We start from the raw sequence: 20,527 nt of genomic DNA, 5'->3' as shown, positions 1-20,527 counted from the left end.
ATAGCCTTTTTGCTCCTATAATTATAACTATCAATAAGGAGATAAGTCATGGCCATGCAAAATAGCAAGCAAAATAGCAATAAAACTTACCGACAAGTGGATAAAATTCATGCCGCCCCACGCCCCCATTGGGTCGGTGATGGTTTTCATGTCAACCCGATGTTCAATCACATGGTGGGTGATAAACGCACCGATCCTTTTTTAATGCTCGACTATGCAGCAACACAATATTTTGAACCCAATGCTCAAGCGCCGCGCGGTGTCGGACAACATCCGCATAAAGGGTTTGAAACGGTAACTATCGCCTATGCAGGTGAAGTGTCCCACCGTGATTCTAGTGGCGGTGGCGGTACTATTAAGACAGGTGACGTGCAATGGATGACGGCGGGCAATGGCGTGATTCATGAGGAATTTCACTCCCCTGAATTTAGCCAAGCAGGCGGTGATTTTAGCATGGTACAGCTTTGGGTCAATCTACCTGCCAAAGATAAAGCCACGCCTGCCAAATACCAACATCTTGCCAATGATGACATGCCGGTGGTCAGTCTGCATGATGATGAAGGACTGCATGCAGGACAAGTTAAGGTAATTGCTGGGGAGTTTACCCCTACTGTCAATGCCAAAGCCCATCAGCAGGGTGACAATAAGACACGCGGCATTGGCACGACTTTTACCCCTATTAACTTGTGGGATATCAGTATTGAACCCAATCGCTCAGTAGAAGTCGCGATTTCTCGCACTCACAATTTGTTATTATTGTCGATGCAAGGCGATGTTATTATCAACGCTGATCACGACCAGCAAGCACACGCCAATCAATTAATCACTTTTGAGATTGAAAGTGGCGAGACGGGCGAAGATTTTGTACGCTTAACGGCGGGCAAAGCGGGAGCGAAAATCTTGCTGATGAGTGGTGAGCCGATTAATGAGCCTGTGGTGGGTTACGGCCCCTTTGTGATGAATAGTCAAGCCGAAATCCGTCAAGCCATCTTAGATTTTAATGCGGGAAAATTCGGCGGTATTCAATAAATTTTTCGGCTAAAAAAAGCGATATCATGGATTTGATATCGCTTTTTTATTACTAATTTATCTTGATTATTTATCTTGGTAAGTGCATAGATAAGCCGTTTCTTCGTCAATTTTTACCTTGAATTTTTGGTTAGCATCGACAGTAAAGGTTTCATTGGCTTTAAAAGTTTGCCAGTCAGTTTGGTTTGGCAATAGTGCTGAGATTGCCCCGCTAATGACGGTCATGGTTTCAAATTGACTCGTGCCAAATTCGTATTCGCCTACTTTCATCACACCCACGGTCGCAGGTAGGGTGGCTGTTTGGAAACCGATTGATGCCACATTCCCATCAAAATATTGATTGACTTTTAGCATATTTACTCCTCAAAATTAGCTAGTATAAACCGATTATCATAAACTTTTTTGACCAATTATCAATCCTATTTTCCAAAAAACGCTGGCAAAACTGCCAAAATTTGGCAAATACTTTTACCGCAATTTTTGTAGTATTTTTATATCAATTATTCCTTAACAACTAAAATTTCATATTTTTGTGCTATATTCAATTTTTTACCACAGTTGTTATGTTTGTACGCATTTGGCTTGTATTAATTGAGGTTATTGCTCTATGTATGTTAAATATTCTTCGTCTATCATCTCTTTGTCGCATCGTTTGGGTGGTCAAAAACTGGCATTACCTGTCAGCTTGGCGGCCTTGTTGGCAGCTTGTTCATCAGCACCTATTCAGACCCAACCCCAAAAATTACCAGGTACGTTGCCGACTTCCCCTGTGGTGATTACAGTACCCCCGAAGGTCACGCCCGTGCCACCTGTGACTGTTCCAACCAATCAATACAGCAGCTTTTATCAGTGGAAATCAGATTTTATTGAACGCGCCGTGCAAAAAGGTTACCCCCGTGCTGATGTTGAACGCTTGCTGTCTAGTGCCAACTACAGCGAGCAAGTGGTGTCACTGGATAAAGGACAGCCCGAATTTGCCAAAATGCCTTGGGAATATATCGATGGTGCCGCATCGAGTGGTCGTGTCAGTGGGGGTCAGCGCAATTTTGCCAGCCAAAGCGCCCTACTTGATCGCATTGAAAATCAGTATGGTGTGCCGGCCTCTATTGTGACTGCCATTTGGGGCATGGAATCTTCTTATGGTCAAGGCACAGGCAACTCATCACTGGTCAATAGTTTGGCGACCCTGGCATATGATGGTCGTCGCCGCAGTTTTGCAGAGGATCAGCTACTAGCGCTGTTGTCGCTGCTTGAGCGTGGTGATATTGATTGGTCGCAACTGCGCGGCTCTTGGGCAGGTGGCATGGGACATACCCAATTTATTCCCAAAACTTGGTTAGATGAAGCAGTAGATGGCAATGGTGATGGTCATCGTAACCCTTGGCATACAGCTGATGCGTTAGCCTCTACCGCAAGCTATCTCAAAAATGCCGGCTGGCAACGTGGTATGGGCTCGTACTATGAAGTACGATTACCAAATGGTTTTGATTATCGCCAAGTCAGTACCAAAAAAACCATGGCGGACTGGCAAAATTTAGGTGTTCAATTTATTACCCCAAATGCGCCGATGGATGCGATAGCAGAATTGTGGCTCCCTGCGGGTAAAGAGGGTCCTGCGATTTTATTAACCAAAAATTTTGATGCCATTAAGGTATACAATAATTCCTCCAATTATGCTATGGGGGTGAGCTTACTTGCCAAAGCCATTATCGGGCAGCCAGGCTTACAGCAATCTTGGCCACGCTATGAGCAGCCACTTGCTACTTATGAAGTACGCCAACTGCAACAGCGTTTGACGGCAATGGGTTATGATACCAAAGGGTCAGATGGCGTCGTAGGCACCAATACCAAATTGGCATTTCAGCGCTGGCAAGCCGACCATAACCAAATCCCAGATGGATTTATCTCAAAACGCTCAGCAAGCGGGCTGATTAATTAAGGCATTTCTTCATAAAAAAGCCACCGAATGATTCAGGTGGCTTTTTTATTTAATTATCCATACTAAATTCTTCAGCGTAGCTATTCCAACCGAGTTTGGTACGGCAAGCTTCAAAAAAATCCACCCCAGGTGGGTGTAATAACGTGAGTTTGTTCGGATGCTTGTGAATCACTAAGCGCTGGTTTTGGTTAAGGGGCACCGACGGTTTCCCATCTGCACTCACCATCGGCTGGGTGCGATTATCTTTATGGATGCGGATTTTGATTTCGCTATTGCCGCTAACCACAATCGGGCGGCTTGATAAGGTATGTGGATACATGGGCACTAGACAAATGGCATCCATACTAGGATGAATAATCGGGCCGCCACCTGATAGTGCATAAGCGGTGGAACCCGTCGGTGTGGAGGCAATCAGACCATCACTGTGCTGACGATAGACATTAAGCCCATCAATTTTTAAATGAAAATCTAGCATATGCACTGATTTGCCTGCATGCAGCACAATGTCATTGAGCGCCATATCTTCATAAATCACATGCGCACCTTGACGGATTTCCATCTTTAGCAAGAATCTATCTTCAAGCTGATAATGACCTTGTAAAATACTGGTCAATTTTACGTTTAAATCATCAGGATAAATGTCCGTTAAAAACCCTAAACGTCCGCGGTTCACCCCCACTACTGGCACCTTGTGTTTGACCAGTACTTGCGCCGCATGTAGCAGCGAGCCATCACCACCGACCACAATGACCAAATCACAAGCACCGCCCAGCAAACTGCGCTCAATCGTAGCAATCTCGCCCAGACGTGCAAAATCCAATGCCGGCAACCGTGCCGTCTGATGGTCAATTAATAAAGGCAACCCTTGCTCATGAAAAAAGTCACAAATTTGGTAAATACTTTGAATGACACTTGGCTTGTTGGCACGACCCATAATGCCGATACGCCCAAAGGCAGGATTGGGAATAAGTGTGGACGTCATAGCAGAAAATTAACTGATAAAGATTGAACTATTTTATCACAGCTTACTGGCGCACGTTATGCCCAATCAGTATTTTATATTACAAAATTGCTAACCTTCGTTGTGCAGTTAATGTATACAAACTCGTTGCTATCTGCTAATTTAACGTAATTGATATTTAGCTAACTTTTGGAATTTTTTAACGCTTGGGAGCAAATTTGTATGGCAAATCCGATTATATCTCGCGCTGAACTTGCGGTTAGTACGACACCGATGACGGTCAAAGGGGTCATCCGAAAAACCTCTTTTCTGTTAGGTTTGACGACCTTATCGGGTGTTGGATTCTTTGGCTATTGCCTAGCTAGTGGCGTCACTTCAGGTTTTGTTAGTGTAGCGGCTTTAGCCAGTATCTTGGTGGCTTTTGTATTGAGTATGGTAATTATCTCAAAACCCCACATAGCTAAAACACTGGCAATTCCCTATGCCATTTTAGAGGGCATCGTGATTGGCGCGATTTCCCTGTTTGCTAGTATTAAGTTTCCCACAGTTGCTCCGACGGCGTTGGTCGCAACTTTTGTGACCGCTGCCGTGATGCTGGCGCTTTATCGCAGTGGCGTGATTAAAGTCACCCAAAAATTTCGCTCTGTGATGATGTCGGCTGTGATTGCTATTATGCTGGTGTATCTGGTACAAATCGGGTTTAGCCTATTTGGTAGCTCACTGCCGTATTTGTTTAGCGGTGGCGTGGTGGGTATTGGTTTTAGCTTGCTGGTGATTGTAATTGCATCACTTAGCTTGTTATTAGATTTTGATAGTGTTGAGCGAGCCTATGCCGCAGGGGTGGATGAAAGCAATGAATGGCTACTAAGCGTCGGTATCTTGTCAACACTCGTTTGGATGTATATTGAATTTGTGCGTTTACTGCGTTCACTGCAAAACTAATTTTTATTAAATAAAAAAACACGGTTTAAAGTACCGTGTTTTTTTATGGCTTGCAGTTTAAGGTAATAAGCGTTCCATCACCCATTGCTCGCCATCTAGCGAATAGACGATGCGGTCGTGCATACGATTGGCTCTACCCTGCCAAAATTCGATTTTTTCTACCGTCAGCAGATAGCCTCCCCAAAATTCTGGTAAAGGGATTGGATTGTCCCCATACTGCGCAGTTAATTGGGCAAATTTGTCTTCCATTACCTCGCGGCTGGCAACCACACTGCTTTGTGGCTCGCTGACCCAAGCGGCTAGTTGGCTATCACGCGGACGGCTATGAAAATACTGGGCGGATTGTTCACGGCTAACCTTTTGTACAGCGCCGGTAAGACGGATTTGTCTTTCTAGACTTGGCCAAAAAAATAATGCTTCAGCATTGGGGTTGGTCGCCAAATCACAGCCTTTGGCACTGTCGTAATTGGTATAAAACACGAGTCCAATGCCCGTGTTATCCAATTGGATAATTTCACGCATCAGTAATGTGCGCACACTTGGCTGCATATCACGCCCACAAGTCGCCAGTGAAAACGCATACGCTTCCCCCTGCTTGCTATCAATCGCTTGCTGCACCCAAGTTTGTAATAAGCCAAACGGCTGCTCTGGCAAGTGTGATTCGATAAGCTCGCCTTGCTCATACGATAATCGTTGACTGGTAAAATCAATACTCATTTTTTATCCTTATGAAATGTCAACTTTACGCCATCACTTGGCGTACTTTTTCAGCAAGTTCATTGGCTAGCATATCGCACTCAATTTCATCATCGCTTTCGACCATCACCCGAATCAATGGCTCTGTACCTGATTGACGAATCAGTAAACGACCCCGTCCTGTCAATTTTTCTTCGGCAGCTTTAAACGCATTTGCCAATTCTGGGAAGGTATAGGGATCTTGTTTTTGCGCCAATCTGACATTGACCAATTTTTGTGGTAGCTGCGTATAACCCTTCATCAGCTCTGATAATGATTGTTTGCTCTGCGCCATCACCGCAAGCACTTGTAAACCTGCCACAATCGCATCGCCCGTACTGGCTTTATCTAGCGTTAAAATATGACCCGATGACTCACCGCCCAGTACCCAGCCATTTTTCTCCAGTCCTTGCATGACATAGCGGTCGCCGACTTTGGCGCGCTCAAAGGCAATGCCCGCTTTATCAAACGCCAATTGCAGACCCATGTTGGTCATCAAGGTACCTACCACGCCATCGACTTGTTGCTCTGCTTGGGTGGCTAAAATATATAAAATGCCATCACCATCAACCAACTCGCCTTTTTCATTGACCATGATGATACGGTCGCCATCGCCATCTAAAGCAATACCCACTTGGGCATCATGGTCAAGCACCGCTTGTTGCAAGTTTGCAGGATGGGTAGAGCCGACATTGTCGTTGATATTAATGCCATCGGGTTTATCACCAATGGCAATTACGGTCGCACCTAACTCACGTAATACACGGGGTGCGACGCTGTATCCTGCCCCATTGGCACAGTCAACGACGATTTTTAGCGCATTTAAATTGAGATTATAGGGGAAAGTGCCCTTACAAAACTCGATATAGCGACCCTTGGCATCCTCCACACGATAACTTTTGCCTAGCGCTTCTGGGGCGTCAATGACGACATTGATATCTTTGATTTCATCAATTTTTTCATTGATGGCTTGCTGAATTTCATCTGACAGTTTTTTGCCTTCATTGGAGAAAAATTTGATACCGTTGTCATAAAACGGATTGTGGGATGCGGATATCACTACACCCGCATCAGCGTGAAAACTTCGGGTCAAATGCGCGATGGCAGGGGTTGGAATAGTGCCTAGCATATGCACATCTACCCCTGCGGCGTTAAATCCTGCTTGCAGACAGGCTTCAATAACGTAGCCAGAGAGTCGCGTATCTTTACCAATGACGACATTGGGACGATGATTTTCATTCAGGGCTGCTTGGTTGGCTAGCAGCACTTTACCCGTGGCATAGCCTAATTTGATTAAAAACTGCGGATGTATCGGAAATTCCCCAAACTTACCACGAATACCATCAGTACCAAAGTAACTCATTTAACTCTCCTTTGTCGCCCGTTGTTGTTATTACAATATAAAATTTTAGCATAGCAAAATTTCACGCATGTTGCGATATCTGTTTATTTTTATGGGTCATGGCAGAGCCTGTTACTTTAGGCTATAAAAACTTTGGGCGATAAATTGGGCTATAAAAAAAACTGGGTAGTTAACCCAGTTTTAGCACAATCAACGTATCACTTAGTTTACACGGTAATTCGGTGCTTCTTTGGTGATTTGCACGTCATGTACGTGAGATTCTTTCATACCTGCCGAAGTCACACGCACAAACTGTGGTTTGCTACGCATTTCTTCAATATTGGCACAGCCTGTATAACCCATTGAAGAACGTAAACCACCGGCTAATTGGTTGATAATACCGTTCATTGGGCCTTTGTAAGGGACGCGACCTTCGATACCTTCGGGTACCAATTTTTCTACCCCTTCTTTGGCGTCTTGGAAATAACGATCGGATGAGCCATTTTGTCCTGACATAGCACCGAGCGAACCCATACCACGGTAGGCTTTGTAGTAGCGACCTTGGAATAGTTCCACTTCCCCTGGCGCTTCTTCAGTACCTGCAAGTAGAGAACCCACCATGATACAAGAGGCACCCGCTGCTAACGCTTTTGCCATATCGCCTGAAAAACGGATACCACCATCGGCAATCAGTGGAATGTCATTTTTTAGGGCATCAGCCACGTTGCTAATCGCTGAAATTTGCGGCACGCCAATACCTGCGATGATACGTGTGGTACAGATAGAGCCCGGACCGATACCCACTTTGACCGCATCGGCACCCGCATCACGCAACGCTAGTGCCGCATCAGCGGTGGCGATATTACCGCCAATCACTTGGATGTTTGGATAGTTCTTTTTCACCCAAGCCACGCGATCAATGACGCCTTTTGAATGACCATGTGCGGTATCTACGACAATCACGTCCACATCGGCAGCAATGAGCGCTTCAACGCGAGCTTCGGTATCTGCGCCCGTACCCACTGCCGCGCCAACACGTAGGCGACCTTTGCTATCGCGGCAAGCATTTGGGTTGTTTTCAGCTTTGGTGAAGTCATTGACAGTAATCAAGCCTTTTAATTGAAAATTGTCGTCCACAACAATCACTTTTTCAATACGGTGTTCGTGTAGCAAACGTTTGATATTCTCTGTCGGCTCGCCTTCTTTGACTGTCACCAATTTTTCTTTTGGGGTCATGATATTGCGAACAGGCTGGCTTAGGTTATTTTCAAAACGGATATCACGGTGGGTGACGATACCGACCACTTGATTACCTTCTACCACAGGCACGCCGCTGATTTTGTTTTCTTTGGTGATGCGAAGCAATTCGCCAACACTGGTATCGGGTGATACGCTGATAGGATCAACAACCGTACCAGCTTCAAATTTTTTCACCCGGCGTACTTGCATGGCTTGTAAATCAATGTCCATGTTTTTGTGCAAAATACCCATACCGCCAAGCTGGGCAATGGTAATCGCCATTTGCGATTCAGTCACGGTATCCATCGCAGCAGATACGATGGGTAAATTTAGCTCAATACCGCGCGTCAAACGGGTTTTTAAATCTACCATTTTAGGCAAGACTTCAGAATAAGCAGGTAGTAGCAGCACATCATCAAAGGTAAGTGCTTCATCAACGATTCGTAACATAAAGACCTCGGAGCAGTTAAAAGTAGTTAAATAGTAATTAAAATTTTGTCGTGGTGAAAAATTTGACAGCCAAAAAACCGCAAAAGGCTGAACAGTTCCCTGCCCAGCCTTTGGATTTAGCGTGTTGTCATTGGTATGTTCAATTGACACCATCGTTTAGTTTTTGATTAACCGTCTATTCTAGCTAAAATCGGTTATTTTATCAAGCCATTTAAATGGTGACAGGTTAAAATCAGCTTAAACACGGCGCCATGTCGTGCCATTTTTACCGTCTTCTAGTTCAACACCTTGCGCCTTCAAATCATTACGAATTTGGTCAGCTTTGGCAAAGTCTTTGTCCGTTTTGGCTTGCTTGCGCGCTTCGATGAATGCTTCAATCTCGCTATCACTTAAACCGTTAGTTTCGCCCACTTTCGCTTGTAAAAAATTGGTTGGATTAAGCTGTAAGATATTGAGCGGTTGTGCCAAATCTTTTAGCAATGTTGCCAACGCCAGCGCTTGGGCATTGCCTTCAGCGGTTTCGAGATTGACTGCTTTGTTGATTTCACGCGCCAGACTAAATAATACGCTCACCGCCCCTGCACTGTTAAAATCATCGCACATCGCTTGATTAAATGGGGTTTCAAATGGGGTTTTGTCAGTCTCGCCCGCTAGTTCAGTGAGATTTTCTACAGATTTTAATGCTTGATATAGACGTGTGAGGCTGGTTTGGGCTTCTTTAAGCGCGCTATCTGAAAAATTCACCGGACTGCGATAATGACTGGATAAAATAAAGAAACGAATGGTCTCTGGGTGAAACTGCCCCATCACATCGCGAATGGTAAAGAAATTACCCAGTGATTTTGACATTTTCTCGCCGTCAACATTGATAAAGCCCACGTGCATCCAGTTGTTGGCATAGGTTTTACCGGTTGCGCCTTCAGATTGGGCAATTTCGTTCTCGTGGTGCGGAAACTGCAAATCATGTCCGCCGCCGTGGATATCGAAGGTGTCGCCCAAGCAGCAGGTACTCATCGCCGAACATTCGATATGCCAACCTGGGCGACCCACACCCCAAGGTGACTGCCATTTGGTCTCAGACGGCTCTGTTTGTTTGGCAGATTTCCACAATACAAAGTCAAACGGATTTTTTTTGTCTGTCTCAACGTTTACCCGCTCACTGGCACCTGCTTGCATATCAGCTAGGCGACGTTTTGAGAGTTTGCCATACTCAGCAAAATTTTCGACCGCATAATAGACGTCGCCTGTTGCGCCTTGATAGGCTAACTTTTTGCTTTCCAGCGTTTGGATTAGATGCTGCATCTGTGGGATAAAATCCGTGGCTTTTGGCTCACTGTTAGGACGCTCACAGCCCAGATTATCAGCATCTTCATGCATGGCTTTGATAAAGCGGTCTGTCAACTGATAGATACTTTCGCCATTATCCTTAGCGCGGTTAATAATTTTGTCATCAATATCGGTAATATTACGCACATAGTTGACATCATAGCCAATATGACGCAGCCAGCGCACGACCACGTCAAAGCCGACCATAACTCGCGCATGACCAATGTGGCAATAATCATACACCGTCATCCCACAGACATACATGCCAACTTTGCCTGCTTCTAAGGGCGTGAATGGGCGTTTTTGCCCACTCATCGAGTCATATATGGTAATCGGCATGGGCTGTGTCAGCTGTGTCATGGGATAGTCACCTTTGCAAGTTGGGTAAAAAAGACAATCGGTTATCATACCGAAATTTTGTTAAAAGTGCTATGATTTGGCATATTTCACACTTTAAGGTCTCTATAATGGGCAATCGATTATCAAAGATTTACACCCGAACGGGCGATGACGGCACCACTGGCATGGCGGATGGTTCACGGGTGTCTAAGGCAGACTTACGCTTTGACGCCATGGGCAAAATTGACTTATTAAACTCCCAAATCGGTTTATTGCGGGGCTATCTTACGAAATTTAACCATACTCAAAATAGCCAAGACCAACCCAACCATGTCCAACCCAACCACGCCCAATTTGATGCTAAGCTAAGCCGCTTGCAGCACCAGCTTTTCAATCTAGGGGGTGAACTTGCCATGCCCGAATACCGCGGGATTTTGGCAGAGTATGTGACGGAGCTGGAAAATCAAATTGATGAGTGGAACCGCCACTTACCACCGCTCAAAGATTTTATCTTGCCTGCAGGCACCATTGTGACCAGCCAAGTGCATATCGCTCGCTGTTATTGCCGAGATGCTGAGCGCCTACTCGTGGCATTAAACTTGCGGGATGATAATGTCTCACCACTCAGTCTACAGTTTATCAATCGTCTGTCCGATTGGCTGTTTGTATTGGCGCGTGTCGTTGCTCGGTTGGATGACGGTCAAGAAGTGCTTTGGGATAAAACCACCCTGTCATAACTCTATCATGATAATTTAAAAACGCTGTCCATTAAAAAAACTATACTTTAAAAAGCCATGCTGCAATTTAGCCAACTGTCTTACCAAATCGACAATCGAACACTCGTTAATCATGTTTCAGGTGAAATCCATGACCATGACTTTATTGTCATCACGGGACAGTCTGGCAGTGGCAAATCGCTATTGTTAAAGCTGCTATCGAGCCTATTACCTATATCAGCAGGTCACATCACGTTAAACGGCAAAAATTTGACCGATTTGACACCGGCTATTTGGCGCTCACAGGTTGCCTATATTGCACAATTAAGTGAGATGATTGAGGGCAGCGTCTTAGATAACTTAGCTCTGCCCTTTAGCTTTGCACTTTATAAAGACAAAAAACTCGATGTATCTTGGCACGAGCAGCAGCTAGTTTACCTTGGCAAATCACCGCAATTTTTACAGCAAGATAGCCGCAGCTTATCGGGTGGCGAAAAACAGCTTGTCAATTTATTACGCACGCTACAGTTGCACCCGACCATTTTATTACTCGACGAACCTACCGCCTCCCTTGATACCATTACCACCCACCAAGTCGAAACATTGATTAACCACTGGTATCAATCCACCCCCAATGCCAGCGTCGTGTGGATCAGCCATGAACCGACCCAAATTCAGCGCTTATTGGCGATTGGCACTAGCCACTGGACGATGGCTGATGGTCAATTGATGAATGACGAGTTAACAATCGATAGCAAAATACGCGCATCCGTATCACAAGGCAATCAGCCATGATGATGTTAGCCAGCACCATGCCGCCTATATCCTACCTACAAGTAGCGCTGGCAAGCCTTGCATTATTACTGGTGATGGCAATCAGTGTTTGGTTAAAATTGGGTATCGTCAAATCCCTGCTCATTGCAAGTTTTCGCACCGTGGTTCAATTAAGCCTAATTGGACTGGTACTTGCGTGGATTTTTGCCAGAGAGCAATGGTATGAAGTGTTGGCGATTTTGACTTTTATGTCGATTGTCGCCACTATCGCTGCCAAAAATCGGGTTAATAAACCCTATCAAGGTTTATTTTGGGATACAGCATTGGCGGTGTTTGTCAGTAGTTGGGTGGTGGCTATATTTGGTGGTTGGTGGGTGTTGTCAGACAACGCGGCTACGTGGTTTCGACCGCAAGTGATGATACCATTATTGGGGCTGATTTTAGGTAATTCATTGACTGCTGTCTCACTCTCTATGAATCAACTCGTCAGCAGTTTTCATCGCGAACAAAGTATGATTAATACTTATTTGGCATTGTCCGCCACGCCTTGGGAAACTGCAAAACCCTATGTCATTGCTGCCATTCAAAATGGCATCACACCGACGATTAACAGCATGATGGTGGTGGGGGTAGTGAGCTTGCCGGGTATGATGACAGGACAAATTTTGGCAGGCGCAGACCCCCACCAGGCCGTGCTTTATCAAATTATTACTCTGTTTTTAATTGCCACCAGCAGTACCTTAGGGTGTACAATAGCGACTTTGCTGATGTTTCGACGGTTTTTTAACCCGCAATGGCAGTTTGTCATCCCACCCACTGCCAACACTTCTCATTAACCGTTGCATCGCTATCTTTCACTTATTTACTATAAATTCTAATGACCCTGCAAAATTTCTTATTTTTTTTAATCAGTACTTGCCTTATCTCAGCAGCGCCTGGCTCTAATATGCTGTTAGCGTTCCAATTTGGTGTCAATTATGGCATCAAAAAAACCCTGTGGACGTTAGCAGGGCTGAGCATGGGTTTATTTATATTACTGACAACGTCACTGTTAGGGCTAGGGCTTATCAGTACCAACGCGCCTTTTTTGCTGACCATTATCAAAGTCGTTGGCGCGCTGTATTTAGCCTATCTTGGGGTGAAATCTTGGCGCGAAGCTGACAGCGAATTGCACAGTGACCAGTTACAGGTCATACCGACCCCCGCGCAACTGTTTAAAACAGGGGTTTGGGTGTCTTTATCCAACCCCAAGGCGATTTTGTTTTTTGCCGCATTTTTTCCCAAATTTATCAACTTTTCCGCGCCTTTACTGCCGCAATACCTCATACTCACGGTGGGGTTTTTTATGATTGAGATAACGTGGCAGCTGGTTTATACCATGAGCGGCAAAAAACTGTCGGATTGGCTGCAATTGGGCAATCGCTTGATGTGGCTTAATCAATTATGTGGGTTGATATTTATCATCATTGCCATCGCGCTCATCACTGAGATTTTTTGGCATTAGCGGTTCAAAAAAAATAGCGGCGGGCGATATCGACAATCAATTTGAGTGCTATGAGGGTGAGTAGATACGGCAGGATTTTTTCTAGCCAGTCTAAACGGATTTTATAACGTAGTCGAGTGCCAAGCCATGAGCCCACGGTTGCCATGATGACCATCATCACTAGCAACTGCCAATAATCGGCAAACACAAATCCCATCGCCACATAAACTAGCAACTTAGCGGTATGCACCACCGTCATCATCAAGGCGCCCGTGGTAACGACGACATTGTTATCATCATAGTACTTATTGAGCATGGCGATATTGAGTGGACCAGGTGTGCCAACAAACACGCCCAAGCCCGTTTGTGCAAATCCGACCAAAAAGAAACTTTCAAAACGGCGAATCACTCGGTTAAAAGTGCTTGACCAAGTTATTAGTAAAATATAAATGCCGATAAATAACGGAATAAGCTCTAAATGGATAAAGCGTACTAACATGCCAAATACCAACAGTCCCGTCAATGAGCCCGCCAAAAATTGCCAAAAATAGGTAAAGTCTAAGGCATCGCGCCCAAACCAAGCGCGCGTGGCATTACTGACCAGTTGGGTCACGCCATGTACTGGTACAATCGCTGCTGCAGGCACAAAAAATGGCATTAGTCCAATGAGTATCATGCCGCCGCCCACCCCTGTGATAGCGGTTAGAGCAGAGGTTAATAAATTGGCTAAGGCGAGTAAACTATCATTCAGCATTTTTTACCCTAAAATAAAAAACCCGATGTCACATCGGGTTTTTTGATGAATAAGGGTTAAGCATCGTACGGGTCGCGTAGCACGATGGTTTCGGCACGGTCAGGACCTGTTGAGATAATGTCAACGGGACACTCGATAAGCTGCTCAATGCGCTTGATATAAGCTTTGGCATTTTCAGGTAGCTTGTCATACTCTGTCACACCCACAGTGCTAGTTTTCCATCCTGGCAAAGTTTCGTAGATGGGTTTGACATTCTCGTAAAACTCCGCATCGCTAGAGCCGCAAACCTCACCACTTGGCAACTCATAACCCGTGCAGATATTGAGCTGATCAAGGTCATCTAACACATCAAGCTTGGTCAAGCAGATGCCAGATAGTGAGTTTAGTACCACAGCACGGCGTAGAATCGCTGCATCAAACCAACCACAACGACGGGCGCGGCCCGTGGTAGCACCAAACTCTTGACCCACAGTACCGATGTGCTCACCGATATCATCAAATAGCTCAGTTGGGAAAGGACCCGCGCCCACGCGTGTGGTGTAAGCTTTGGTGATACCCAATACGTAGTCAAAGTACAAGGGTCCAAGACCGGTACCTGTCGCCACGCCGCCAGCTGTGGTATTTGAGCTGGTAACGAAGGGATAAGTGCCGTGGTCAACGTCAAGCAATGTACCTTGCGCACCTTCAAACATTAAGTTTTTGCCTTCTTTGCATAGCTTGTCAAGCTCGCCCGTCACATCAGCCACCAAGTCTTTTAGCGCATCACGCCATTCTTCTGCCAACTTTAAGGTCGCATCAAAATCGACTGCGTCCACCCCATAGTATTGGGTCAAGGCAAAGTTATGGTACTCAAGGTTGGTTTTTAATTTATCGGCAAAGTCAGCTCGCAACAAGTCAGCAAAACGCAACGCACGGCGCGCTACTTTATCTTCGTAGGCAGGGCCAATACCACGACCGGTCGTGCCAATTTTGTTGTTGCCGCGTTTGATTTCACGGGCTTGGTCAAGCGCTACATGCTGTGGCATGATCAGTGGGCAGTTGGGCGAAATACGGAGTCGCTCACGCACAGGCACGCCTGCTTCAACCAGTGATTGCATTTCTTTTAGTAGCGCGTCTGGGGCTAGCACCACGCCATTACCGATATAGCAAGTGACGCCTTCACGTAGAATACCCGATGGAATCAAATGTAATACGGTTTTTTTACCGCCAACGACTAAAGTGTGACCGGCATTATGACCGCCTTGATAGCGCGCCACCGCACTGGCTTTTTCAGTCAATAAGTCAACGATTTTGCCTTTACCTTCATCGCCCCACTGGCTACCAAGGACAACGACGTTTTTTCCCGTATGTTTCATGATAAGTCACCTTTTATCAAAGTAATTGCTAAAAACAAGTTTACAACAGCTTAAAAATTAATTTTCTGCCAAATGCTCTAAGTACCAAACCCCATTCGCTACTTGCAAGCGATGGGTGGTTTGCTCAGGTTCATCGGTTTCATCCAGCGCAATCATCACCCGATGCCCTTCTTGGCGTAATGAATCAATCGCTTGTTTGAGCGCTGGCGCATCCGGATGATTGGGTACATGTAAAATAGTTTGTACATGGCTATAAGGCACCACGGTAAAAGGCTGCTCATGTACTTGGATATGATTTTGCCAACGGTTTAGCTCGCAGCTAAAGCCAACGCCTGAACGCACGGCATCGGTATTATCAACTTCATGATGAAAATGATTGCTAAAACGACCACCACGAATCAGCGGCAATGACTCATCTGCCACGTACACATTAAAGACAACGCCTGTATGATAGTGATATCCCAATCCTGTGACATCGACACTGACATTGGCATCCCAGTGCTCTTCAAGATAGCTCACCAAATAAGTCAAATCAGACAAGGCTTTGGCAATGATAGCATCGTGTTTGGCTTGACTTGACAGTCGTTCGCTCAGTTTTTGCAAGTCATTACCTGCCTCGCCAAGCACATAAAAATCGTTGGCAAGCTCGCCAAACTGGCTCATTTTGCTGGTCAAAAGTTTCAGCTCAGGTAACGCTTTATTGGCATAGAGTTCAATTAGTTTTTCTTGCAGATGCGTAGGTACACTGGCAAGCTGGCAAAGCTGCTGAAAAATCGCCACGTGACCAATATCAATATGCGAGCGTGCAATCACATCTGTACTATCTAACAAGGTAAATAGTACATCTAATAGTTCCACTTCACTGGCTAGTGAGTCAGTACCAAAAATCTCAGCCCCCAACTGTAGCGGGGTACGCGAACCAAATAAGCCCTTTGGCATGGTATAGATTACATGCCCTGCATAACAATAGCGGGAAATTGATTTTGATGGGTTACTAGTGTCTTGATTATTGTGTAGACGCGCATCAATCCGCGCAATTTGTGGGGTGATATCTGCGCGTACCCCCATGAGCCGACCGGTTAGCTGATCAATAATTTTAAAAGTTTGTAATTTAACATCTTCAGACGCATAGCCGAGCAAGCTTTCGGTATATTCAATCATAGGCGGGCTGATAAATTCATAGCCATGGCTGATTAAAATACGGGTCAATTGATAACGCAGGGTTTCTTGCTTTACCGCTTCGGTTGATAGTAAATCGACAACCCCATCGGGTAATAGCCAAGTATTTTTTGTATTAAGATAAAAAGCAGACTGATTTGCCACATTGGTGGAATTTGGTGCTAAATTTGACACAATAAATCCTAAGGATGATTAAATGATATATCAGTAGACATGACAACAAGCGGCCATATGAAAACATAGACCATGAATTACCATGTAAAATCATAGAATAATCGATGAGAAGGGCACTTACAAAAATAAAATGCTAAGAATAAAAATAAGGGCACTTTTCCTTTTCATTGTATCATAGCTTCACTGGGCTTAGGCATTTTTTTATTGCCCAATTTTTTATGCTAAACTCCTATAGAATTTTATTGAAACTTATTTATTGAAACTTATTTATTAAAACTTACAGCCATGCAATCATGATAGGGAAATCCAATTCATCCATGAAACTCTTTGTCTCAACCACCTCCCCTTTTGCCCGTCTCGTGATGGTCGCCTGTTTACGCCAGCAAATTGATGCCGAGCTGATATTTGTCATGCCTTGGGAAAACCCACAAGAATTATTAGCGGTCAACCCTTTTAGCCAAGTACCTGCCCTGCTCACCGACAATCAATTACTCATCACCGAAAGCAGTGTGATTTTGGCGCATCTCATGCCGCAAATTTTCGCTGATGAAAAATCTGCCGCTTTAACAAGCCTGAGCCTCGGCATTATCAACCAAACTGTTCGCGCCTTTGCCACCGAGCGCTTTCAGCCATCAAGTGCTACCCCTCATCCATTTATTGAGCGCTCTACCAGTCTATTGTCTAATTTACTGCCCAATGCACCACAGCTCGATGCACAAAGCGATGCGTTAAGCCAAATCTTCTTTGGCATTGCCTTAGGGTATTTGAAATTACGTTTGGCTGAGGTATTTGACAACGCAGTCACTGAGGTCAATAAATCAGCACTTGAGCAATTTTGTCAGCGAGATTTTATGCAAAAAACTCAAAGCACTGCTTTGGAAAAACTACCAACATCTATCTTTAAACTTTAGCCAATTTTCCATCTAACACAATTAAAACATTAAAAGAGCCTACTATGTCCTATCATCCAAAAGCTGAATTAAACCAAACCAATGTGCTGGGTACCGCACTAGCCAGTTGCTGTTTTGACCCGTTAACAGGTTATTATCGAAATGGTTTTTGTCATACCGGCGCTGGTGACGTCGGCTTACACACGGTTTGCGCTAAAATGACCCGGGAATTCTTGGAATTTTCTGTTGCCAAGGGCAATGATTTGGTGACGCCTTTACCCGAATTTGGTTTTCCAGGGCTGCAGCCCAATGATTTTTGGTGCGTGTGTGCCCTACGCTGGGTGGAAGCATTGGATGCGGGGGTTGCGCCGCCGCTAAAGCTTGCCGCATGCCATGAGAGCCTCTTAGAGTTAGTAGATATAGAGACACTGCAAAAGTACGCTATTTAAGGCGATAGTGAAATAATGACCGTTGCTAAGTCCATGGTTAACTAGATTCAACTAGGTTTTAGCGGTCTTGTCACGTATAATTATCTTGAGATTGTCATTTTTCACTGTTATCATTATCCATCTAATTTTAGCCGTATGATTGCATTGTTAATGCATGACTTCTTTTTTATTCGTTTAAAAATCACTGAGAATTACAAAATAGCAAGAACACACAGGCGCATTTGCCTACTTTGATGTTTACTTGCTGTTTTGTGGTTGCTACCTTTTAGTACTTTGATAACGACTGGACACATTTATTCGATCTGATATAACTCTTTCAAATCGTGATAGCGAGGTTTTTGGTTATGACGCCACCCCACCAAAACAAAAATTTATCTGAACGCAGCGACGATTTATTAGAGCACCCCACTCAGACGACCCAGCACGTCACTCTGCCGTTAGCCTCAACGCTTAATCCGCCACATGATATGTCGTCGGATTCTTTTACCCTTGCCAACGCGGATGTCATGTATGACGAAATCGCGGATGAAGACCTCGATTTGCACGGTGATGATAGTTATATCTATGGCGAAGATTATGACGATGATGGCATTGTCGAAGTCTATGCACCTACCGATGTATCACCCCCTGAGTACAACCCTGAAGCTGAAATCACCGAAGATCGCTTTAAAGGGAAAAATGAGATTGCCAACTGTTTCGCCTACTCTCGTAAATCTGGGGAAAAAATCGGCGAGATTGAGCTTGATGATGTGCGCCGCGAACTATCCAACAACAACGTGTTTGTTTGGGTAGGACTGCATGACCCAAGTATCGAAACCATTCGAGAAGTCCAAGAGGCATTTGACTTGCACGAACTTGCCATTGAAGATGCTTTCGCTGAACATCAACGCGCCAAAGTTGAAAGCTATGGTAATGATAGCGTGTTCGTGGTGGTACGAACTGCCAAATTGACCGAAAACACCATTCGTTATGGCACTACGGCCATCTTTATGGGCAAGCAATATATCATCACTATTCGTCAAGGTGCCTCTCATAGCTACCAAAGTGTGCGAGATTTTTGTCATCGCCGACCAGAAAAATTGCGCCTTGGACCCATCTTTGTGCTGCACGCCATTCTAGACTTTATCGTCGATAACTATTTACCTGTCACTGAAAAATTAGGACGTTATTTGCGCGAGCAAGAACGGGAAATTTTCTCTGAAAACTTTAACAAGCATACACTGCGCAATTTGTATGAATTAAAATCACAGCTCGTACATATGCGTGCTGTCATCTTGCCCGTACAAGATATCTGTAATTTTTTTATCAATCATAAAAAGACTGATTTGATTCCAAGTTTCCCTAGCCAAGCCAAACCGTATTTTCGCGACGTCAATGACCATCTACTGCGTGCGCTCGATGCGGTCAATGGACTCAACGAAATGCTCAGTGTTGCCATGGATACTTACATGGCAGTGGTGAATATGGGTCAAAATGAGGTAGTACGAAAACTTGCCGCTTGGGCAGGTATCCTTGCGGTTCCGACTGCCGTCGCAGGGATTTATGGGATGAACTTTGACAATATGCCTGAACTAAAAATGCATTATGCCTACTATATTTTGTTGGCATTTATTTTGACCATTTGTTTCACGCTTTACTATCGATTTAAAAAGGCAGGTTGGTTGTAACTTTACCGCTAGACTTTAACCATAAACTTTGACCATAAAAGCTTAATAGATAATGCTGTTAAGCTTTTTTTATTGTGCTATTAATTTGTCAATGACAAATAATTGTCTATACATCAATTAAATTAAACAGCTCATCAATTTCTTCTTTCAAATGGTACATTTCGGTGTCATTCCATTTTTTGGATAAATGGCTGATGGGCAAAATCACACAGTGTAAATCGCGATAAGTAATGGCATTAAAAGTATTTCTCACGAGGGTTTTATTGGCTTCTCGTTCAAAATATTTAATTACATCAATATTTTGGGTAATGACTAAAACAGGTTTGAGAATACCATATAGCCAATCAAATAAATGTGTGTGTTTATGCTGACGGCTTAATAAAGTTTTTTTAGGGGTGATAACACTATAAAGATAAGTTTCAATCACAGGATGATTTGAGATTTCATCAATCAAATTTTGCTGAAATATATGGTTGCGATTCCACTGTAAATCATCGTTGTAGCTAGCGATGTCATAATGCTCAGCAAACGATTCACGGTCAAACCCTATGTCATCATTCCAAATATCGGCATCAAATACGTCTAAATTAACTTCACGAGCTGGATTGTAGCCCACCATCATGATTTTGCAATTAAGGGGCGACCCTGAACAGATAAAGGGACGCACTTTCACATTGTCTAGGTCTAGTTGCTGCTCGCTAAGCCGCTGCTGCATCTCTGTACGGAATTTTCTTAAATCCATTTTCACAATTTATTCCCAAAAAATTTACTATCAATAAAATCC

General features: G+C 44.4%; 20 protein-coding genes. 10 read left to right on the top strand and 10 right to left on the bottom strand.

Translation table 11 applies throughout. The features are described from left to right. Positions 1 to 48: 48 nt before the first annotated feature. On the top strand, positions 49 to 1,029 hold the full coding sequence (locus tag LAJ61_RS10195) for a pirin family protein (RefSeq protein ID WP_224053817.1): 981 nt from the start codon (positions 49 to 51) through the stop codon (positions 1,027 to 1,029). A 66-nt stretch (positions 1,030 to 1,095) separates the two neighbouring features. Here the strand turns inward: LAJ61_RS10195 and ppnP are convergent, their stop codons facing one another. Beyond that, positions 1,096 to 1,383 (bottom strand): pyrimidine/purine nucleoside phosphorylase, encoded by a 288-nt coding sequence (gene ppnP, locus LAJ61_RS10190; RefSeq protein WP_036597446.1) that lies wholly within the window; start codon positions 1,381 to 1,383, stop codon positions 1,096 to 1,098. A 253-nt stretch (positions 1,384 to 1,636) separates the two neighbouring features. On the opposite strand from ppnP, the gene LAJ61_RS10185 reads away from it, so the two are divergent. Beyond that, the gene (locus LAJ61_RS10185) at positions 1,637 to 2,968 is read left to right on the top strand and encodes a lytic murein transglycosylase (protein WP_224053816.1); all 1,332 of its coding nucleotides are present in this window, start codon (positions 1,637 to 1,639) and stop codon (positions 2,966 to 2,968) included. Positions 2,969 to 3,017: 49 nt separating this feature from the next. Here LAJ61_RS10185 and LAJ61_RS10180 read toward each other — a convergent pair whose 3' ends face one another. Then, entirely contained in the window at positions 3,018 to 3,950 is a 933-nt protein-coding gene (locus LAJ61_RS10180) for an NAD(+) kinase (protein WP_224053815.1), read from the bottom strand. 201 nt (positions 3,951 to 4,151) lie between these two features. Between LAJ61_RS10180 and LAJ61_RS10175 the strand changes: the two genes are divergently transcribed. After that, on the top strand, positions 4,152 to 4,871 hold the full coding sequence (locus LAJ61_RS10175) for a Bax inhibitor-1/YccA family protein (protein ID WP_224053814.1): 720 nt from the start codon (positions 4,152 to 4,154) through the stop codon (positions 4,869 to 4,871). Between the two features lie 57 nt (positions 4,872 to 4,928). Here LAJ61_RS10175 and pdxH read toward each other — a convergent pair whose 3' ends face one another. The 4 genes from pdxH to cysS form a co-directional block, all read right to left on the bottom strand. Then, positions 4,929 to 5,588, bottom strand: a complete 660-nt coding sequence (pdxH, locus tag LAJ61_RS10170; protein WP_135888045.1) for a pyridoxamine 5'-phosphate oxidase — start codon at positions 5,586 to 5,588, stop codon at positions 4,929 to 4,931. 25 nt (positions 5,589 to 5,613) lie between these two features. Beyond that, on the bottom strand, positions 5,614 to 6,969 hold the full coding sequence (gene glmM, locus LAJ61_RS10165; protein WP_224053813.1) for a phosphoglucosamine mutase: 1,356 nt from the start codon (positions 6,967 to 6,969) through the stop codon (positions 5,614 to 5,616). A gap of 201 nt (positions 6,970 to 7,170) precedes the next feature. Beyond that, entirely contained in the window at positions 7,171 to 8,637 is a 1,467-nt protein-coding gene (gene guaB, locus LAJ61_RS10160) for an IMP dehydrogenase (protein ID WP_036597454.1), read from the bottom strand. Between the two features lie 237 nt (positions 8,638 to 8,874). After that, a complete protein-coding gene (gene cysS / locus LAJ61_RS10155; protein ID WP_224053812.1) occupies positions 8,875 to 10,323 on the bottom strand; it encodes a cysteine--tRNA ligase in 1,449 nt (482 codons plus the stop codon). A gap of 107 nt (positions 10,324 to 10,430) precedes the next feature. On the opposite strand from cysS, the gene LAJ61_RS10150 reads away from it, so the two are divergent. Genes LAJ61_RS10150 through LAJ61_RS10135 form a run of 4 tightly spaced genes read left to right on the top strand, consistent with a single transcriptional unit; the run spans position 10,431 to position 13,296 of the window. Continuing rightward, positions 10,431 to 11,039: a cob(I)yrinic acid a,c-diamide adenosyltransferase gene (locus tag LAJ61_RS10150; protein WP_224053811.1), complete on the top strand. Its 609-nt coding sequence runs from the start codon at positions 10,431 to 10,433 to the stop codon at positions 11,037 to 11,039. A gap of 57 nt (positions 11,040 to 11,096) precedes the next feature. After that, on the top strand, positions 11,097 to 11,813 hold the full coding sequence (locus LAJ61_RS10145; RefSeq protein ID WP_224053810.1) for an ABC transporter ATP-binding protein: 717 nt from the start codon (positions 11,097 to 11,099) through the stop codon (positions 11,811 to 11,813). Then, positions 11,810 to 12,628 (top strand): ABC transporter permease, encoded by an 819-nt coding sequence (locus tag LAJ61_RS10140; RefSeq protein WP_224053809.1) that lies wholly within the window; start codon positions 11,810 to 11,812, stop codon positions 12,626 to 12,628. Before LAJ61_RS10145 ends, LAJ61_RS10140 begins: the two co-directional genes overlap by 4 nt. 41 nt (positions 12,629 to 12,669) lie before the next feature. Then, positions 12,670 to 13,296: a LysE family translocator gene (locus LAJ61_RS10135; RefSeq protein WP_224053808.1), complete on the top strand. Its 627-nt coding sequence runs from the start codon at positions 12,670 to 12,672 to the stop codon at positions 13,294 to 13,296. Positions 13,297 to 13,300: 4 nt separating this feature from the next. Here LAJ61_RS10135 and LAJ61_RS10130 read toward each other — a convergent pair whose 3' ends face one another. Genes LAJ61_RS10130 through LAJ61_RS10120 form a run of 3 tightly spaced genes read right to left on the bottom strand, consistent with a single transcriptional unit; the run spans position 13,301 to position 16,737 of the window. Beyond that, positions 13,301 to 14,029, bottom strand: a complete 729-nt coding sequence (locus LAJ61_RS10130; protein WP_224053807.1) for a sulfite exporter TauE/SafE family protein — start codon at positions 14,027 to 14,029, stop codon at positions 13,301 to 13,303. A gap of 56 nt (positions 14,030 to 14,085) precedes the next feature. Beyond that, entirely contained in the window at positions 14,086 to 15,384 is a 1,299-nt protein-coding gene (locus tag LAJ61_RS10125) for an adenylosuccinate synthase (RefSeq protein ID WP_224053806.1), read from the bottom strand. Between the two features lie 57 nt (positions 15,385 to 15,441). Continuing rightward, positions 15,442 to 16,737 (bottom strand): ATP phosphoribosyltransferase regulatory subunit, encoded by a 1,296-nt coding sequence (locus LAJ61_RS10120; protein WP_224053805.1) that lies wholly within the window; start codon positions 16,735 to 16,737, stop codon positions 15,442 to 15,444. 317 nt (positions 16,738 to 17,054) lie between these two features. On the opposite strand from LAJ61_RS10120, the gene LAJ61_RS10115 reads away from it, so the two are divergent. The 3 genes from LAJ61_RS10115 (at position 17,055) to corA (ending at position 19,743) form a co-directional block, all read left to right on the top strand. Further along, entirely contained in the window at positions 17,055 to 17,648 is a 594-nt protein-coding gene (locus LAJ61_RS10115; RefSeq protein WP_267460931.1) for a glutathione S-transferase N-terminal domain-containing protein, read from the top strand. 44 nt (positions 17,649 to 17,692) lie between these two features. Then, entirely contained in the window at positions 17,693 to 18,076 is a 384-nt protein-coding gene (locus LAJ61_RS10110) for a DUF2237 family protein (protein ID WP_224053803.1), read from the top strand. Between the two features lie 506 nt (positions 18,077 to 18,582). Further along, on the top strand, positions 18,583 to 19,743 hold the full coding sequence (gene corA / locus LAJ61_RS10105; protein WP_224054857.1) for a magnesium/cobalt transporter CorA: 1,161 nt from the start codon (positions 18,583 to 18,585) through the stop codon (positions 19,741 to 19,743). A 106-nt stretch (positions 19,744 to 19,849) separates the two neighbouring features. Here corA and LAJ61_RS10100 read toward each other — a convergent pair whose 3' ends face one another. Then, a complete protein-coding gene (locus LAJ61_RS10100; RefSeq protein WP_224053802.1) occupies positions 19,850 to 20,491 on the bottom strand; it encodes a hypothetical protein in 642 nt (213 codons plus the stop codon). Between the last annotated feature and the right edge of the window lie 36 nt (positions 20,492 to 20,527).

The sequence above is a fragment of the Faucicola osloensis genome (assembly GCF_020041925.1).
GTDB lineage: Bacteria > Pseudomonadota > Gammaproteobacteria > Pseudomonadales > Moraxellaceae > Faucicola > Faucicola osloensis_D.
Note: the sequence above shows the minus strand (reverse complement) of the source record. Positions and strands in the feature narration are given on the sequence as shown.

Excerpts from the sequence above, each read along its gene's own strand:
- LAJ61_RS10195 (WP_224053817.1), top strand. The coding sequence starts at position 49 with ATGGCCATGCAAAATAGCAAGCAAAATAGCAATAAAACTTACCGACAA.
- ppnP (WP_036597446.1), bottom strand. The coding sequence starts at position 1,383 with ATGCTAAAAGTCAATCAATATTTTGATGGGAATGTGGCATCAATCGGT.
- LAJ61_RS10185 (WP_224053816.1), top strand. The coding sequence starts at position 1,637 with ATGTATGTTAAATATTCTTCGTCTATCATCTCTTTGTCGCATCGTTTG.
- LAJ61_RS10180 (WP_224053815.1), bottom strand. The coding sequence starts at position 3,950 with ATGACGTCCACACTTATTCCCAATCCTGCCTTTGGGCGTATCGGCATT.
- LAJ61_RS10175 (WP_224053814.1), top strand. The coding sequence starts at position 4,152 with ATGGCAAATCCGATTATATCTCGCGCTGAACTTGCGGTTAGTACGACA.
- pdxH (WP_135888045.1), bottom strand. The coding sequence starts at position 5,588 with ATGAGTATTGATTTTACCAGTCAACGATTATCGTATGAGCAAGGCGAG.
- glmM (WP_224053813.1), bottom strand. The coding sequence starts at position 6,969 with ATGAGTTACTTTGGTACTGATGGTATTCGTGGTAAGTTTGGGGAATTT.
- guaB (WP_036597454.1), bottom strand. The coding sequence starts at position 8,637 with ATGTTACGAATCGTTGATGAAGCACTTACCTTTGATGATGTGCTGCTA.
- cysS (WP_224053812.1), bottom strand. The coding sequence starts at position 10,323 with ATGACACAGCTGACACAGCCCATGCCGATTACCATATATGACTCGATG.
- LAJ61_RS10150 (WP_224053811.1), top strand. The coding sequence starts at position 10,431 with ATGGGCAATCGATTATCAAAGATTTACACCCGAACGGGCGATGACGGC.
- LAJ61_RS10145 (WP_224053810.1), top strand. The coding sequence starts at position 11,097 with ATGCTGCAATTTAGCCAACTGTCTTACCAAATCGACAATCGAACACTC.
- LAJ61_RS10140 (WP_224053809.1), top strand. The coding sequence starts at position 11,810 with ATGATGATGTTAGCCAGCACCATGCCGCCTATATCCTACCTACAAGTA.
- LAJ61_RS10135 (WP_224053808.1), top strand. The coding sequence starts at position 12,670 with ATGACCCTGCAAAATTTCTTATTTTTTTTAATCAGTACTTGCCTTATC.
- LAJ61_RS10130 (WP_224053807.1), bottom strand. The coding sequence starts at position 14,029 with ATGCTGAATGATAGTTTACTCGCCTTAGCCAATTTATTAACCTCTGCT.
- LAJ61_RS10125 (WP_224053806.1), bottom strand. The coding sequence starts at position 15,384 with ATGAAACATACGGGAAAAAACGTCGTTGTCCTTGGTAGCCAGTGGGGC.
- LAJ61_RS10115 (WP_267460931.1), top strand. The coding sequence starts at position 17,055 with ATGAAACTCTTTGTCTCAACCACCTCCCCTTTTGCCCGTCTCGTGATG.
- LAJ61_RS10110 (WP_224053803.1), top strand. The coding sequence starts at position 17,693 with ATGTCCTATCATCCAAAAGCTGAATTAAACCAAACCAATGTGCTGGGT.
- corA (WP_224054857.1), top strand. The coding sequence starts at position 18,583 with ATGTATGACGAAATCGCGGATGAAGACCTCGATTTGCACGGTGATGAT.